This is a genomic window from Cobetia sp. 10Alg 146 (genome assembly GCF_029846385.1).
Classification (GTDB): domain Bacteria; phylum Pseudomonadota; class Gammaproteobacteria; order Pseudomonadales; family Halomonadaceae; genus Cobetia; species Cobetia marina.
In genome coordinates this window covers 13,343-29,345 of record NZ_JARWKT010000002.1, presented here as the reverse complement: position 1 = coordinate 29,345, position 16,003 = coordinate 13,343, and the positions used below count along the sequence as shown (strand labels likewise).

Sequence of the window (16,003 nt, the reverse complement as noted above, 5' to 3'; positions counted from 1 at the left end):
CCCGTCGCTGGCAGGCGCGGCGGGGTGAGCCCCCTCAGATTGTCCTATCTCGATCACTAGCCTCCGGCAGCACAGGGCCAGATTCACCTGGCTGTCGGAGAGATGTTGCATGCCACTCTGGAGAATGATGATGTCCGATTCCGCCGCTGTCACCGGTCTCAAGCAGACCGCGCTTCATGACCTGCACGTCGAGCAGGGAGCGAAGATGGTCGAGTTTGCAGGCTATTCCATGCCCGTCCAGTATCCGCTGGGCGTCAAGAAGGAGCACGAGCATACGCGTGCCAAGGCGGGGCTGTTCGATGTCTCGCACATGGGGCAGCTGATCCTGCGCGGAGAGAACGTGCAGGCGGCGCTGGAGACGCTGGTACCGACGGACATCGTCGATCTTCCGGTGGGCATGCAGCGTTACGGACTCTTTACCAGTGATACCGGCGGTATCCTCGATGACCTGATGATCGTCAATGGTGGCGATCACCTCTATGTGGTGGTGAATGCTGCTTGCAAGGATCAGGACGTCGCGCATCTGCGTGTGGGGCTGCCGATGGAGATCGAGCTTGAGGTGCTGGAGGATCGGGCACTGCTCGCCCTGCAGGGGCCGCTGGCTCACGCGGTCATGCAGCGTCTGTCGCCCGAGGCCTGCGAGCTGACCTTCATGCATCATGCCCATGTCACCATCGATGGCATCGAGTGTTGGGTCAGTCGCAGCGGGTATACCGGTGAAGATGGTTTCGAGATCTCCGTCCCCGATGCTGAGGCGGAGCGCTTCGCGCGTCTGCTGCTGGCGGCGGAAGAGGTGGAGTTCATCGGTCTCGGGGCGCGGGATTCTCTGCGTCTCGAGGCTGGACTGTGCCTGTATGGTCATGATCTGGACACCACGACCACGCCAGTGGAAGCCAGCCTGATCTGGGCGCTGGGCAAGGTGCGTCGTCAGGGCGGTGCACGTGAAGGCGGCTTCCCGGGGGCGGACGTCATCCTGACCCAGATCGCCAACAAGGATCACACCCGCAAGCGAGTCGGTCTGGTGGCTGAAGGGCGTGCTCCGATTCGCGAAGGTGCCGAGCTCTTCGACGGCGAGGGCAACCGCATCGGTGTCGTGACTTCGGGCAGCTTCGGCCCGAGCTACGGCAAGCCGGTCGCCATGGGCTATGTGGCGATCGCACACAGCGTGCTGGACACTCAGGTCTTCGCGGACGTACGCGGCAAGCGACTGCCGATGACCGTGACGAAGATGCCCTTCGTCGAGCAGCGCTATTACCGCGGCTGATGATGGGCTGAAGACAGGCAAGGCTGGACGGGAAAGGGGCTGCTTCGGCGGTCCCTTTTTCGTTGCCTGTGGGAGGCGTCAGGCAGCAGGCTCGGCTCTGGTCCGGGAGACCTGGATCGTGTCGTGCGCTGCAGGCAAGTGGCGCTGAGGCATGAAGGAACTGGCTGGCAGGGGGGGGGCGTCATGGCTTTCGAGGCAATCTCCAGACGCAGAAAAGCCCGCCGAAGCGGGCTTTTCCGTGGAAAGAGAGGTTAGTCTCTTTCAGCTAACTCATGATCAGTCGATGATCTTGATGTTAGCGGCCTGGAGGCCTTTCTTGCCCTGGGTGACGTCGAAGGAAACCTTCTGACCGTCTTGCAGAGACTTGAAGCCTTCAGCCTGGATTTCGGAGAAGTGTGCGAACAGGTCGTCACCGTTGTCGTCCGGAGAAATGAAGCCGAAACCTTTGGTGTCGTTGAACCACTTGACTGTACCAGTTGCCATGATCGTAATTCCTTACTGATGATATTGCCGGGAGTTACCCGATATACGTGGGTAAAACAAGGAGGATATGCACCAGGTACCGAAGTGTTTCGATCACGACTGACGATATACGACTTGCTAACCAACGAGATCAATACTGCGCTGCTGCGCCTCCAAGGTCAAATGAAATATCAAAAACTTCGCCTTTGGTCGGGTGTCTCGTGAGCAGATTCTTCTCGAATGGGCGGCATTGCGCCAGTCAGTTTTCCAGATTTCGCAAGGATTGACAGTGACTTGCTTTTATCCCGTTATCCTGGTTTCTGGTCGGTATGGAACCTCGCCGTATATTGCCACGCTTGAGAGGTTGCCAAGGTGAGTCATCGTCGTGGGGATTGGGCGTGCGTGCGGGCTTTCAAGGCAGTGGGCAGCTCCTCGCGAAGGATCCGCCAGGTCGTCATGCTTGGTGAGGGAAAGAGACAAAAAAACCGGCAGCGATGGCAGCGCTGCCGGTGGATGGTCTTGCAACCATCAAGACTCTCGGAGAGCGGCGATGATGCGCCCATCATCGCCGGAGAGATGGAGTGTCAAGCGATGCATCTGGGTCGTCTCAGGCGTCCAGCTGCATCTCGGGGACGTTGTCGGGCACGATGAGCTTGCCTGCGGTCAGGCGCTGTATCTCCTCGACACTGACGCCTGGCGCGCGTTCCAGCAGGTGGAAGGCACCGTCCTTGATCTCGAGGAAGGCCAGGTCGGTCAGGACACGGCGAATGCAGCCGGCACCGGTCAGTGGCAGCTCACACTGGCTGAGCAGCTTGGACTCACCATGCTTGGAGGCGTGGGTCATGGTGCAGATGATGTTCTCGGCACCCGCCACCAGGTCCATGGCGCCGCCCATGCCTTTCACCAGCTTGCCGGGGATCATCCAGCTGGCGATGTTGCCGTTCACGTCCACCTCGAAGGCGCCGAGTACCGTCAGATCGACGTGCCCGCCGCGAATCATCGCGAAGGATTCGGCGGAGTCGAAGATGGCGGCGCCATCGATGGCGGTCACGGTTTCCTTGCCGGCATTGATCATGTCGGCGTCGACCTCGTCGTCATAGGGATAGCGTCCCATGCCAAGCAGGCCGTTCTCGGACTGCAGCATCACGTCGATGCCATCCGGGATGTAGTTGGCGACCAGGGTCGGAATGCCGATGCCCAGATTGACGTAGGAGCCGTCCTGGATTTCCTGTGCCACTCGCTGGGCCATCTGTTCGCGTGTCAAAGCCATGATGTATTCCTTGTCTGAAGCGCCATCGAGGTGACGCCTTGCCGTGTCGGGGAGTGTCGTCGCGAGAAAACGGATGCAGGCGGAGCCTAGGCTCAACGCGAGCGAACGGTCCGTTTCTCGATGCGCTTCTCGAAGCTGCCCTTGATGACGCGGTCGACATAGATGCCCGGAGTGTGGATCTCGGCCGGGTCCAGCTCGCCGGGTTCCACCAGCTCTTCGACTTCGACCACGGTGATCTTGCCTGCGGTTGCGGCCAGCGGGTTGAAGTTGCGTGCCGTGTGACGGTAGACGACATTGCCGTAGCGGTCGGCCTTCCACGCCTTGACGATGGCGAAGTCACCCTTGATGGCTTCCTCGAGAATATAAGGGCGACCGTCGAATTCGCGGACTTCCTTGCCTTCTCCGATGGGCGTTCCGTAGCCGGTCGCGGTGAAGAAGGCGGGGATGCCGGCCCCGGCGGCGCGCATCTTCTCGGCCAGCGTGCCCTGGGGGGTCAGGATGACCTCGAGCTCTCCGTCCAGCAGCTGGCGCTCGAACAGGGCGTTCTCGCCGACGTAGGAGGCGATCATGGTCTTGATCTGGCGATCTTCCAGCAAGATGCCCAACCCGAAGCCGTCCACGCCGCAGTTGTTGGAGACGACGGTCAGGTCCTTCACGCCACGACGCTTGATCTCCTGGATCAGGTTCTCGGGAATACCGCAGAGTCCGAATCCGCCGGCGATCACCGTCATGCCGTCTTCCAGGCCCGCCATGGCATCGGCGTAGCGGGTCACTACCTTGTTGAATCCTGCCATGAAGTTCTCCTTGAGCATCTTGTGTTGTCGTTTTGACGGTGATGAGTCGCTGCTCATCTTCCGTGGTCGGCGCCTGGGGCAGGCGTCTGGCAAAGGCTTGAGTGCATCATTGCCGACAATCTGGTGGCTGTATATATTTGATAAGTTTGTTTTTTCTATCCATTGATAAGTTTTCATGAAGAGTCTTGGGGCAGTACGATATCGCCTTGCCCGCTCGTTTCCTGCACAGATCTGCCTGTGGTGCGGGTCAGCGGCGGATATACACGACAGGGCTGGACGACTCGCGGTGCAAGGCTGCGCAAGCGGCTCTGGCCACCTTGGACCAATGGTGTAGAGGCCGACGGGTCTCCCGGCGACGGGTTGAGCCTGTTTCCCCGAATGTCATCTCAAGGCGCGTCCCCCAGGGACCCCACAGGAAGGAAGCCGCATGACCTTGAAACAGTTGAAAGCCTTTGTCGCAGTGGCCAGAACCCTGTCCTTCGTGGAAGCGGGCACGTTGGTGCATCTTTCCCAGCCGGCATTGTCGCTGGCCGTCAAGAATCTGGAGGAGTCGTTGGGTGGGCGTCTGTTCCAGCGTTCCACTCGACAGGTCAGCCTGACGCCGGAAGGACGGGCCTTCTTCCCGCTGGCTCGCAGGATACTGTCGGATTGGGAGCATGCTGAGGACGAGATGCGCCAGCGATTCAGTCTCGGACGCGGGCGTGTGGCATTGGCTGCCATGCCGACCTTCGCCGGGAATCTGCTGCCAGGAGTACTGGCGGATTTTCGACGGCAGTTCCCGGAGATCACCATCGAGGTCAATGACGTGATCGCCGAGGAAGTCGTGGAGCGTGTCACCGATGGGCGCGTGGAACTGGGGATCTGTTTCGATCCCGGGGTGCGCGAGGACCTTGTCTTCGAATCACTCTTCGAGGATCGCTACATCGCGATCATTCCCGAGGGGCACGGCCTGTTGCAGGGCGCTCCCGAGACCATCCATTGGGATCAGCTGCTGGAAGAGGATTTCATCACCCTGCAACGTCCCTCGGGCGTGCGACACATGCTGGAGCGGCGCCTGGCAGAGGCGGGACTCAAGCTCACCGTCGCCTTCGAGACCCATCAGCTGGTGACCTGCGGACGTATGGTGGCAGAGGGACTTGGCGTCAGCGCGGTACCGGCGATGAGCGCCGATCAGATGTCAGCGCTGGGATGTCGGTGCCTGGGGCTGGAAGGGCCGGTCATCGAGCAACGTGTCGGCGTGATTCGCCGCGGCCGTCATGAGCTGTCGGTCGCGGTCCAGGCGATGCTGGACACTCTGCGGGCCCGCTATCCCGTCTCGCCGCCGCCCGTGCCTGATGAGGATCTAGCGTGACGCCGTCAATAGCTGTCGGTAGGTCAGGCTGATGCGCACGCCCTCGAGCTTGCGTGGCGGCAGGGCGTGATGCAGTCGGTCCTGACAGCCGCGCCCCATCACCAGCAATGAGCCATGGGGCAGCCACAGGTTGAAGGCGGGGTCCTGTGCGTAGGGGCTGCGGGGATGTCCCTTGAAGCGCAGGGGCCGCTCTCGTCCCAGTGACAGGGCCAGCACGATGGGGCGGTCGCCAAGCTCCGGTTCATTGTCACTATGCCAGCCCATGCGGTCATTGCCATCGGCGTAGCGATTGGCCAGCAGGCTGTTGAAGTGCTGGTCGATATGGCGTTCCTGCCCCGGCTGCGCGCTCAGCTCGCGGTTGATGGCGTGACGGGCAAGCTCCCCCAGATGCCAGGCCATCGGACGCCAGGGCGCTGGCTCGAACAGGCTGCCGGAATAGCGATAGCGAGCCCCGGCGTCCCCCATCCATACCTGACGGCGAGGGATGGGATGCGTCTTGCCATGCACGCTCAAGCTCGGCCGCTGCCAGTCGAGCGTGGTATCCAGCGTGACCAGTGCCTGGTCGGCCTGCAGGGGAGTCAGAGCGGCTGGCTTGAGATAGAGCGGGTGCAGCGGATGGCGATACCAGCCATGGGCCAGTGTCTGCCAGTCGTCCGGCAGGCCGGCCGGTCGCTGTCCGCTTGGCGGGGTGCGGGAAGGGGCGTGTTGAGGATGCGTGGCGAACAGGTCGCCGGCCTCGGAGGATATCGTCATGAGGCGAGCTTGCCAGAGCGAATTGACTGTCGGCAAGTCGAAGGTGGCCTGCCGCCGACAGAGCGTGCACCGGGCTCAGAGTCCTGTCAGGGACTCAAGACTCAGAATGGCCACTTCAGCCAGCCCGAGTCCCAGCAGCGCCCCCGCCAGTACGTCACTGACGTAATGCAGTCCCAGGATCACGCGGGAAAGCGCGATCAACATGGCAAGCGGCGTGACGAGAATGGCCAGTTCCGGCAGCTGCTGAGCCGTCAGGCTGGCAAACAGCACCGCATGCAGTGTATGGCCACTTGGAAAGCTGTAGCGATCCAGCGGTGGCATGGTGCATTGGATGGTCGTGAAGGTGATGAAGGGGCGTTCCCGGCACAGCCGGGTCTTGAGGGCGCGATACAAAAGGGCGCCGGCCCCCGCCGCCAGTCCGAATTCCAGCATCAACCAGCCACCTTGCACGTGATGGAAGGGCAGGCTGAGTGTCAGCAGCAACCAGACGGGCCAGTCACCGAGGCGCGAGACCACGCGAAAGAGGGTCAGGATCGGCCGATACAGCGCCAGACGTGCCACCTGGCGACACAGCCGCCACTCCAGCAGGTCGAGTCGCTCAAAGACGGGAAGGCTGCGATCGTGCATCGGGCTTCTCCTCGGCGAGGCGTAGACAGGCAAGAAAATGCTCGGCGACCTGGCTCCAGGCCATGGGCTCGACGCGTACACGGGCCGCTCTTCCGAGACGTGCGATACGCGCTGGTCGCTGGCAGACTTCCACTGCCTGTTCGATGAATCTGTCCGGCTGGGTGCAGGGGGCCAGCAACCCCTGGTGGTCATCGCGGATCACTTCCGCAGCGGCCGCGTAGTCGAAGGCCACCACGGCCAATCCACTGGCCATGGCTTCCAGCACCACGTTGCCGAAGGTCTCCGACAGCGAGGGGAACAGGAACAGGTCGGCACTGGCGTAATGGGCAGCCAGCGCCTCGCCGGTCTGGAAGCCGGCGAAGATCGCCTCCGGCAGGCGTTGCTTAAGGCGTTCGCGCAGCGGGCCATCGCCCACCAGTACCAGCGCGATATCCGGCTGCACGGCCTGCATGGCCTCGTAGCTGCGAATCAACAGCTCGATGTTCTTTTCCGCCGCCAGGCGGCCGACATGCAGCGCGACGGGCTGCTGAGGGCCGACGCCCCACTGGCGACGCAGCGCTTCACTGCGATGAACGGGCGAGAAGCGCTGACAATCCAGCCCGCGTCCCACGACCCGGACATGCTTGAAACCCTGTTGCGCGAGAGTGGCGGCCTGGATGCGTGTCGGGACCAGTGTCAGGTTGGCGGCATTGTGGAAGTGCTTCAGCCCCTGACGTACCAGGGGGCGTAATGCCCTGAGATGATAGTGGGTGCTGTACTGGTCGAAATTGGTATGAAAGCCTGCCACCACGGGCACGCCGAGGCGACGCGCGACCATCAGGGCACTGACCCCCAGCGGTCCTTCGGTGGCGATGTAGATGACGGAGGGCGGATGCTGGCGCCACAGCGCCGTCAGCCGTCTCAGGGCAGGGGCGCCGATCTGGACGGTGTCATAGCCCGGAAGACGGAAGCCGCGTACCTGAAGCTCCTGCGCGACTCGTGGTTCATGGCTGCCGTCGCGGGGTGCGGGCCGCACGAGCTGCAGCTCGCAGCCCCGCGTGATGAGTTGATCGCACAGATGGCTCAGCGTGTGAGCCACGCCATTGATTTCCGGGTGCCAGGTTTCACTGACAAAGGCGATACGCTCCATGACGGCTCCTGATGACCTTTGAACGAAGTATTGGCCATGGGAGTGACGCCTGCATAACAGCGAGGTGACGAAGTGATGACACCCCACGCAGGTGTCGTTGCAGCCGCGGTCACTCCAGCGGGCAACCTCCCGCGGGCAATCTCCAGCAGGCAATGCTGCCAGGAGGCAGCGGATTCAAGGCGCTCACAGGTCACAGTTCACAGCTCAAAGATCAATCACGCTGGCCGAAACTGACGCGGGGGCGACAGGCGCGGCATGAAGGACGCCGTGGGCGAGGCATGCCCGACGCTCGTTTGGCAAGGCGAGCCCCTGAAGGGCTCGCCAGTGAGGCCGGCAGCCCCAGTTTCAGCGTTTCTCGAGCAGCTCGCGTGGATTGATCGGCTTGCCGCCATGGCGCACGTCGAAGAGCAGTTCAGGCTGACCGTCATTGCGACGTGCCACGCGACACAGCGGGGTGCCCGGCGTGACCTGCTGACCGACCTTGACCAGTATCTCTCCACACTGCGCCAATACGCTCTGCAGATTGCCTGAATGGTGGAGGATGACCACATTGCCCAATTGCCGCATGTTGTCGGCAAAGCGGACTTCACCGCTGGCCGGCGCGCTGGCGACCCCATTGCTGGCCGTGCGAATCCGCATCGGGGCCAGTTGGCCATTGCGGTTGGTGCCGAATTCGCTGATGACTTCGCCGGCGGCAGGCCAGCGCCACGATTGACGCGGTTTCTTCAGCGGACCCGGATCCGGGCGTGCCACGAGACTGCCGCCGCTGGCACGCGCATTGGAAGCGCTTCGGCTGGGGCCACCATTGAGGGGAACCGAGATCAGGGTGCCGACTTTCAGGTCATTGGGGGGAAGCCCCGGGTTGGCGGTCTGGATGCGCTGAGGATTGGCTCCGAAGTAACGGCCTATCTTCGAGTAGGTGTCCCCGGGGCGCAGCTGATAGCGATAGGGGCCACCGGAGGGGGCACGCTCACGCGCGGTGGGCACCAGGATGCGCTGCCCGACCTTGAGGTCACGGATCTTGACGCCGGGGTTGAAGCGGGTGAGGCGCAACAGGGGAATGTCAGCGTCGCGTGCGATCTGCCCCAGGGTGTCGCCTTTCTGGATCGTGATCCATTGGCCTGCCGGTGAGCCGGAGTAGCTGCCGGTGGCGCAGCCTGTCAGCCACAATGCCAGGCTCAGCCACGCCAGTCGCCGCAGCGGCGCGCGAGATGTCCTGTGGAGAAATGTCGAGATGGCGCCCACGGTCAGGCGCACAGCGCCCAGCGGCTCGTGGGGCATGTCAGAGTTGTTCAATGTCGTGTCCTGCACGTGACAGTCGGGCATCCTTGTCCTTCCAGACCTGATTGAGCCATTGCTGAAACCGTTCGCGGTAGGCAGCGTCCGCGTGATAATCCCCGTTCAGCATCCAGGGTTCCACCGGGCGTTGCACGATATCCAGATGGATATCTCCCCCCTTGCCACACAGAAACTCCCAGAAGCTCGCGCTGGCGTGACGATAGTCCAGCGTGGCGTCGAGTATGCCTGACAGGCGGTCGCCGAGAATGCTGATCACCTGAGCGCTGCCGCCGGCGCGCGGCCTGAGCAGATGAGTGTACGGGCTTTGCTGTTGATCATGCTTGCCTGACGTGAAGCGCGTGCCTTCCACGAAGTTGAAGATCGACATGGGCGACTGGCCCGCTCGCTCACAGATGCGGCGTGTCGCGGCACGGTCGCGTTCCGCCAGGCGCGGGTCATTGGCCAGTCGTTCACGGCTGTAGCGGCGCATGAAGGGGAATTCGAGCGCCCACCAGGCCAGGCCGATGACGGGGACCCAGATCAACTCGCGCTTGAGAAAGAACTTGGGCATGGGCGTGCGATGATGCAATGCATACTGCAGCACGAAGATATCCGTCCAGCTGCGGTGGTTGGAGATCACCAGCCACCAGCGTCGCCTGGCGGAGCCATCCTTCAGGGCGTCCGGCACGTTGACCTGCCAATGGGGGCGTATCCAGGCGCGAATCCACAGATTGTTGGTGCCGATCCACCCCATGGCGAGACGGTTCAGCCCTTCGAGAAGATGAAGCTGCAGACGACGGGACGGGCTGAGCAGCTTGAGCAATGCCAGCAGGTACAGCGGTACCGACCAGAACAGGGTATTGATGATCAGAAACAACAGGCTGATGACGCCTCTGATACTCGACATGAACGACTCCTTCAGCAGATCGCGCCATCCTAATTCACCCGTGACAGGAAACACACCCCGCTTGCGTGGAGGACAGCAACTCGACGTTGCGCAAACCGTACGCATCTGATGTCGAATGGTGGCGGTTCGTGAGCTGTGGTGTCATTCGCGCGCCGACTTTCCTGTCGGCCGGTGCAAGGGAAGGCCGGACATGGCACTCGGCCATCGTCGTGAGCATGCACCGCCACTCGACGTCCTCTCACAAGATGGACGCCCTTTCAGGGAGCAGAGCGACATGTGGTTGCAGGGAGTGTTGGTGGGGCTGGCGATCGGGGCCTTCGTGTTGATCGCCATCGAGGACGTGATTCATCTCAACAAGGCCAAGACGACCTTGTTGCTGGGGACGTTCAGCTGGTTGCTGCTGTTCATCTTCGGCCCCGGTGCGTTGGGAGTCGATGACGTCGGTGAGTCGCTCAACGAGAATCTGCTGGAAATCGCCACCTTGTGGCTGTTTCTGATGGCGGCGATGACCTTCGTGGCGTTTCTCAATGCCAAGGGACTGATCGCCAATCTCATCTATCGATTGCTGCCGGGCCGCATCGATGAGCGAGGCCTGCTGTATCTGACCGGCACCTTCGCCTTTGCCTTCTCCTCTCTGGCCGACAACATCACCGCTACGCTGGTGTCGTTGACGCTGGTGCTGTCTCTGGGATTGCCGCCGAAGAAGACGCTGCGTTTCGCGGTGCTGGCGGTGTTTGCCGTCAATTCCGGCGGGGTGGCGTTGATCACCGGTGATGTGACCACACTGATGATCTTCCTCGCCGACAAGGTGCGTATCAGTGAGCTGATGCTGCTGGCCATCCCGGCCTTCGTCAGCGTGATGCTGCTGGCGACGCTGCTGCTGCCCGGGCTTGGGGGAGAAGTCCATCTGTCGCGTGAACGCCGTCCGACCCGGCGTCTGGATCGCTTCGTGGCCTGGCTGTTTCTCGCCACCATCCTCTCCACGCTGGGCCTGAACGTGCTGTTCGGTATCCCGCCCTTGCTGACCTTCCTGTTCGGGATGTCGATCATGTTCCTGCTCGGGCATGTGGCCGAGCGACGCAGTGACAGCGAAGAGCGCAGAATTCTTGATTACATCAGGATAATTGAATTCGACACTCTGCTATTCTTCCTCGGTATCCTGCTGATGGTGGGAGCGCTCAAGGAAGCCCGCCTGCTGGAAGGGCTGGCACAGCTCTATGACGTGATGCCTGCCATGCAGGCCAATTATCTGATCGGCCTGTTGTCGGCATTGGTCGACAACGTGCCGTTGACGGCTGCGGTGCTGAAGGCGGATGTCGGCATGAACGATGCTGAGTGGTTGGCGCTGACCTACGCCGCTGGCGTGGGCGGATCACTGCTGATCATCGGGTCGGCCGCTGGAGTGATTGCGCTCTCCAAGGTGCGCGAGGTGACCTTCATGAGCTACCTGCGCTTCTTCCCGGCGCTGCTGCTGGCGTACAGCGTCGGATACGTCGGCGCCTACTGGCTGGGGGGCCAGGTCACCGACACGCCGATGGACCTGGGAGTGGCGCTCACGTCACTGGGCTCATTGCTGCGTTAGGCGAGGTGGTTTCGGAGGCTTTTTTCGTGACAGTCAGGCGCTCAGCGGTGAAGTGGTGAATTTTTGATCAATCTGACATCGGTCGCCAGATCGCGAAGCCGATGAGTGGATGTACAGAGATTCTTCACAGCTTTTTCCACAGCTTCTGTTGATAACCTGCTTGCGACCAACGTATTACGGCTCTGAGCCACCAGCAGACCTCATGGGGCACCCGAGCATGGCGCACGACAGCCAGTGGCTCGCGAGGGGAGCCCATGGCGGTGAGTCATGACATGGCTTGCCAATGAAAACGCCCCTGGCGTCAGGGGCGTTGCGGCACTACTGCTTGCGAATCTGGCTCGTGAATCTTGTCCGTCAGGCACTCAGCTGGCAGAGCGTGTGCTCTGGCAGCAGTTGCTCGGCGGCGCGCTGATGCTGGCCACTGTCGGCCGTTGCCAGCAGGGCCAGCCCTCCCAGCACCACCATGTGCTCATCACCTTCGGCGAATACCATGCGTTGTGCGTGCGCGGGATAGTAGTGGTATTGCAGCTTGGGGTTGATGGGGAGTACGGCATGGTGGCGCCCGCTCTGCGGCGCCATGCCGTGCATCAGCATGCCTTCGCAGACAGCTTCAAGCGTTTCTCCCAGCTCGTCGGCGTTGAAGCCCACGTGATGCAGGCGCGGGCCCATCACCGATAGCCATGCCGCCAGCGGGTTGGCTTCCAGCAGACGCTCGAAGGTGGGCCAGTCCGGCATGTCCCATGGGCGGCACGGCGCCAGCAGGTTCTGTCCCTTGCAGTCGTCACGGTGACTCTGGCTGATGAGCGTCTTCAGCAGGTCTCGGTGAAGGGGAGGCAGGCTATTGGCCTGAAGTTCGGCCAGCATGACTGCCGAGCCGCCATCCGGCGGCAGCAGCAGATCCACCAGTAGGCCACGGTCGGCCATGGCGTACTGCTTCACGCGTCGATAGCCCTGATGATAGAGGCTGGGACGCAGTTTCTCGCTGCGAAATGGCCCCTGATCCAGTGTCACGAACATCAGATATTCGGGCCTGATGCCATCCGGCCAGATGTCCAGCGCTCCGATATCCGGATGGCGGTGAACGAAGTCCAGCCATAGCTGTTGTAGAAATTCCTCGCGTTGCATGAAGCCTCCTTGACGGGATATCGGCACCCTGTGCTGGAGCGATTATAGGTACCTGCCAGATAAGGCCATTCAACGACATTGTCCTTTTTTTCTGACCGACTGTTCGGAGTGTGAAAATGCCAGTGCTGGTGGCGTATTGCGTGGTTCTCATGGTGTGGTCAACCACACCGCTGGCGATTTCATGGAGTGCTTCCGGGTGGCTGCCGGCCTGGTCTGCCATGGGGAGAATGTTAATTGCCGCATGTATCGGTTACCCATTGTTACGCATGCTCGGGCTGAAAATGGATTTCGGTCGCGTGGCAATTCGCAGCTACGTGGCGGCTGCACTGGGGATATGGGGTGGGATGTACTTCGCCTATATTGCTGCCGGTTGGTTACCAAGCGGTATCATGTCGTTACTTTTCGGCTTAGCTCCTCTGCTATCAGGACTTTACGCGCGCTGGTGGTTGAAAAGTGCGCCTCTTGACAAGCTGCAATGGTTAGGTTTCGCATTGGCATTGGGCGGACTGGCCATCGCCGTCTCGGACTCGCTGGCGCTACCACCGGGCAGCTGGAAGGGGGTGGTGACCATGTTGCTGGCGGTCAACTGCTTTGCCGCTTCCGGCGTATTGGTCCAGCGAGAGCGAGCAGGGCTTCATCCGCTGGTGCAGACCGAGGGCGCGCTGCTCGTCTCGCTTCCGCTCTATCTTCTCGCGGCCCTGCTGGTCGATGGTGTGCCGCAGGCATGGCCGACACAGCGCCCGCTGGGGGCGATCGTCTACCTGGGTATCTTCGGCTCGTTGATCGGGTATCTGTGCTATTACTTCGTGCTGGCACGCCTGTCCGCCAGTACCGTGGCATTGGCCACCCTGATCACGCCGATATTCGCCATGAGTCTCGGCGCTGCCCTGAATGGCGAGATAGTCTCCAGCCGCGTGCTGGCGGGGGCGCTCTTCATCGTCGTGGGCCTGTGTGCCTATCTCTTCGGGCCGCAGTGGCGCGCTCGCCTGCGCGGGGGAGCCGTGACTCGCAGCTGAATGGCACGCCAGTGGATGCCAGAACTGAAAACGCCGCCCTCTCGGGGCGGCGTTTTCGGTTCTGGAGCGACAGCAGCTGGCGAGAGTGGACATCAGCCCTTGGTCTGGAACAGGCGCTTGAGCTCTTCCATGGCGCTCTTGGCGCTGGTGACCAGCGCCTCGGGGTCATGGCGGTTCTCGAAATCGCTTTTGAGCATGGTGTCATCCATCTCGCGGAAGGCGCGGACCACTTCGGCGGCACGTGCGCTTGGATAGCCCATGGCAACCAGCAGTTCGTTGCCCATTTCCAGGCTGCTGGCGTAGGTCTCGCGGATCACGTGTTCCACGCCCAGCTCCATCAGCTCCCAGGCATGGTGGCGATTGCGGGCCCGCACGAACAGCTTGAGATGCGGGAACTGTTGTCGAACGGTACGCACGATCTGGGTGGTCATCCTGGCGTCATCGACCGCCACCAGCATGATCTGTGCGTGCTCGGCGCCAGCCGCTCGCAGCAGCTCCGATCGGCTGGCGTCGGCGTAGAAGATGCGCGAGCCGAACTGACGCACGAACTCGACCTGGGTGATGTTGGGGTCGAGGGCGGTGAAATTGATGCCCTGGGTCTTGAGAATGCGCGCGCTCATCTGACCGAAACGTCCGAAACCGGCAATCAATACCGGCGGCGCCTCCTGGCCGAAGTCTTCATCGTAGGGACGCTTGGCTTCGCGCGCGGCACCGAACTTGCGCGCATAGCGATACAGGAAGGGCGTAGCGGCCATGGACAGCGTCACGGCGCTGATGACCAGACTGGTAAGCGTCTGATCGAAGATGCCGGCGGCCATGCCGGCGGTCAGCAACACGAAGTCGAATTCTCCGCCCTGAGCCAGTACGGCGGCCAGTGGCAGTGCCTCGGCAAGCTTCAGGCGTGCGACGCGGCCCACCAGCGTGATGACCAGCACCTTGCCGACCATCAGCGCCAGTGTCAGGCCCAGCACCGTCAGCGGGCGCTCCATGACCAGCGAGACGTCCACCGACATCCCGACCGCCATGAAGAACAGCCCCAGCAGCAGGCCCTTGAAGGGGTCGATGTTGGCTTCGAGTTCGTGGCGATAGACGGTATCCGCCAGCAGCACCCCGGCGAGGAAGGCCCCCAGTGCCATGGAAAGCCCGACCCATTCCATCAGCAGGGCAGTACTGATCACCACGAACAGTGCCGCGGCAGTGAAGATCTCGTGGATCTCGCTGCGTGCCACCATCTTCAACAGGCGCGGAACGACGAAGCGGCCAACGATGATGACCGCCGCCACCATGCCGATGCCCTTGGCGACACCGGCCCAGCCGGAGCCGGTGGAAGCGTCGAAGTTGTCGGCGAACAGCGGCAGCAGCGCCAGCAGCGGAATCACGGCCAGGTCCTGGAACAGCAGGATGGCGAAGGTTGACTGGCCATGGGGTGTCGCCAGTTGTTGATTCTCGCTGAGCACCTGCAGCGCAAAGGCGGTAGAGGACAGTGCCAGAATCAGGCCCAGCAAGGCGGCGGCCGGCAGTTCAAGGCCCAGCCATAACCCGACGGGCGTCAGCAGCGCTCCGCATAGCAGCATCTGTGCGCTGCCAAGCCCGGCAAGCTTGAGGCGCATGTCCCACAGGCGCTTGGGTTCGAGTTCCAGTCCGATCATGAACAGCAGCATGACCACGCCGAATTCCGCGAAGTGCAGCACCTCGGTCGGTTCCGAGATGAAGCCGATCAATGACGGCCCCAGCAGCACCCCGATCGCCAGATACCCCAGGATGGACCCCAGCCCCAGGCGCTGAAAGAGCGGCACGGCAACCACGGCGCAGCCCAGCAGCACGGCGCCTTCCATCAACATGTTCATGTTTGCTTCCTTGTCCAGCTACGTGCGGAGAAAGGCGAATTGTCGCCGCAGCTTGCAAGCGCCGCAAGCGCTCCGCTGCGCACTTTCCCGTTGCCGTGAGTGGCTGCCCTGAGGGAGGCACGAGTCAAGGCACTGGCGAGAGGTGGGAAGCTGGCCCCTTGATTGACGGCGCGCGTGGCAGGGGCATCAGCTGAGCAACTGGCATGCAGGCTGCAAAAAAAGCCCCCGCCATGGGCGAGGGCTTTTCAGGATCAGACAGAAGTCGAGGCGATGATCAGGCCTGCGGCATCAGTGCCTCGTCCTGAACGTACTGGTTGAACTCGGTGAAGCCACCGATGTGGGTCTGATCGACGAAGATCTGCGGCACGGTTTCCACCGGCTTGCCGATGGTCTTTTCCATGTCGGCCTTGGTGATGCCCTCGGCGTGGATGTCGATGTAACGGAAATCGAAATCATCGCGCTTGGCGGTAAGTTCTTCCGCGAGTTCCTTGGCGCGGACGCAGAACGGGCAACCCGGACGACCGAAGATGACTGCCAGCATGAGATTCTCCTTGGAGGGTACGTGATACTCGTCAAGCCCACCGTGACGTGATGTTCG

At 62.0% G+C, this 16,003-nt stretch carries 15 protein-coding genes; 4 read left to right on the top strand and 11 right to left on the bottom strand.

Translation table 11 applies throughout. From position 1 onward, the window contains the following. The first annotated feature begins 130 nt into the window (after positions 1 to 130). Positions 131 to 1,264, top strand: a complete 1,134-nt coding sequence (gcvT, locus tag QD172_RS03110) for a glycine cleavage system aminomethyltransferase GcvT (protein ID WP_084209002.1) — start codon at positions 131 to 133, stop codon at positions 1,262 to 1,264. A gap of 276 nt (positions 1,265 to 1,540) precedes the next feature. On the opposite strand, the gene QD172_RS03105 is transcribed toward gcvT, so the two are convergent. The 3 genes from QD172_RS03105 to QD172_RS03095 form a co-directional block, all read right to left on the bottom strand. After that, complete coding sequence (locus tag QD172_RS03105) at positions 1,541 to 1,747, bottom strand: cold-shock protein (protein ID WP_077372737.1); 207 nt, start codon at positions 1,745 to 1,747, stop codon at positions 1,541 to 1,543. Between the two features lie 586 nt (positions 1,748 to 2,333). Further along, entirely contained in the window at positions 2,334 to 2,996 is a 663-nt protein-coding gene (locus tag QD172_RS03100; protein ID WP_084209001.1) for a 3-oxoacid CoA-transferase subunit B, read from the bottom strand. A gap of 92 nt (positions 2,997 to 3,088) precedes the next feature. Next, positions 3,089 to 3,790 carry a CoA transferase subunit A gene (locus tag QD172_RS03095; protein ID WP_077373240.1) on the bottom strand — a complete coding sequence of 234 codons (702 nt, stop codon included), beginning with the start codon at positions 3,788 to 3,790 and terminating at the stop codon, positions 3,089 to 3,091. 427 nt (positions 3,791 to 4,217) lie between these two features. Here QD172_RS03095 and QD172_RS03090 point away from each other — a divergent pair, with 427 nt between their 5' ends. After that, positions 4,218 to 5,141 carry a LysR family transcriptional regulator gene (locus QD172_RS03090; RefSeq protein WP_136938128.1) on the top strand — a complete coding sequence of 308 codons (924 nt, stop codon included), beginning with the start codon at positions 4,218 to 4,220 and terminating at the stop codon, positions 5,139 to 5,141. On the opposite strand, the gene QD172_RS03085 is transcribed toward QD172_RS03090, so the two are convergent. From QD172_RS03085 to QD172_RS03065, 5 genes are all read right to left on the bottom strand, one after another. Beyond that, positions 5,133 to 5,894 carry an alpha-ketoglutarate-dependent dioxygenase AlkB gene (locus QD172_RS03085; protein ID WP_279854933.1) on the bottom strand — a complete coding sequence of 254 codons (762 nt, stop codon included), beginning with the start codon at positions 5,892 to 5,894 and terminating at the stop codon, positions 5,133 to 5,135. The genes QD172_RS03090 and QD172_RS03085 overlap by 9 nt on opposite strands. A 75-nt stretch (positions 5,895 to 5,969) precedes the next feature. Next, a complete protein-coding gene (locus QD172_RS03080; RefSeq protein ID WP_077372749.1) occupies positions 5,970 to 6,521 on the bottom strand; it encodes a phosphatase PAP2 family protein in 552 nt (183 codons plus the stop codon). Beyond that, positions 6,493 to 7,650 carry a glycosyltransferase family 1 protein gene (locus QD172_RS03075; protein ID WP_279854931.1) on the bottom strand — a complete coding sequence of 386 codons (1,158 nt, stop codon included), beginning with the start codon at positions 7,648 to 7,650 and terminating at the stop codon, positions 6,493 to 6,495. The genes QD172_RS03080 and QD172_RS03075 overlap by 29 nt, the downstream gene beginning before the upstream one ends. A gap of 345 nt (positions 7,651 to 7,995) precedes the next feature. Further along, entirely contained in the window at positions 7,996 to 8,946 is a 951-nt protein-coding gene (locus QD172_RS03070; protein ID WP_255304395.1) for a LysM peptidoglycan-binding domain-containing protein, read from the bottom strand. After that, on the bottom strand, positions 8,933 to 9,835 hold the full coding sequence (locus tag QD172_RS03065) for an acyltransferase (protein WP_176493044.1): 903 nt from the start codon (positions 9,833 to 9,835) through the stop codon (positions 8,933 to 8,935). The genes QD172_RS03070 and QD172_RS03065 overlap by 14 nt, the downstream gene beginning before the upstream one ends. Positions 9,836 to 10,109: 274 nt before the next feature. On the opposite strand from QD172_RS03065, the gene nhaD reads away from it, so the two are divergent. Beyond that, a complete protein-coding gene (gene nhaD / locus QD172_RS03060) occupies positions 10,110 to 11,417 on the top strand; it encodes a sodium:proton antiporter NhaD (protein WP_191236773.1) in 1,308 nt (435 codons plus the stop codon). Positions 11,418 to 11,771: 354 nt separating this feature from the next. On the opposite strand, the gene QD172_RS03055 is transcribed toward nhaD, so the two are convergent. Further along, positions 11,772 to 12,542 (bottom strand): DUF1338 family protein, encoded by a 771-nt coding sequence (locus tag QD172_RS03055; protein WP_279854921.1) that lies wholly within the window; start codon positions 12,540 to 12,542, stop codon positions 11,772 to 11,774. 116 nt (positions 12,543 to 12,658) lie between these two features. Between QD172_RS03055 and QD172_RS03050 the strand changes: the two genes are divergently transcribed. After that, positions 12,659 to 13,558 (top strand): DMT family transporter, encoded by a 900-nt coding sequence (locus QD172_RS03050; protein WP_077372763.1) that lies wholly within the window; start codon positions 12,659 to 12,661, stop codon positions 13,556 to 13,558. Between the two features lie 92 nt (positions 13,559 to 13,650). Here the strand turns inward: QD172_RS03050 and QD172_RS03045 are convergent, their stop codons facing one another. Together QD172_RS03045 and QD172_RS03040 are read right to left on the bottom strand one after the other, a co-directional pair. After that, entirely contained in the window at positions 13,651 to 15,405 is a 1,755-nt protein-coding gene (locus QD172_RS03045; RefSeq protein WP_077372766.1) for a monovalent cation:proton antiporter-2 (CPA2) family protein, read from the bottom strand. A gap of 274 nt (positions 15,406 to 15,679) precedes the next feature. After that, on the bottom strand, positions 15,680 to 15,946 hold the full coding sequence (locus QD172_RS03040) for a GrxA family glutaredoxin (protein ID WP_077372769.1): 267 nt from the start codon (positions 15,944 to 15,946) through the stop codon (positions 15,680 to 15,682). Positions 15,947 to 16,003 lie beyond the last annotated feature (57 nt).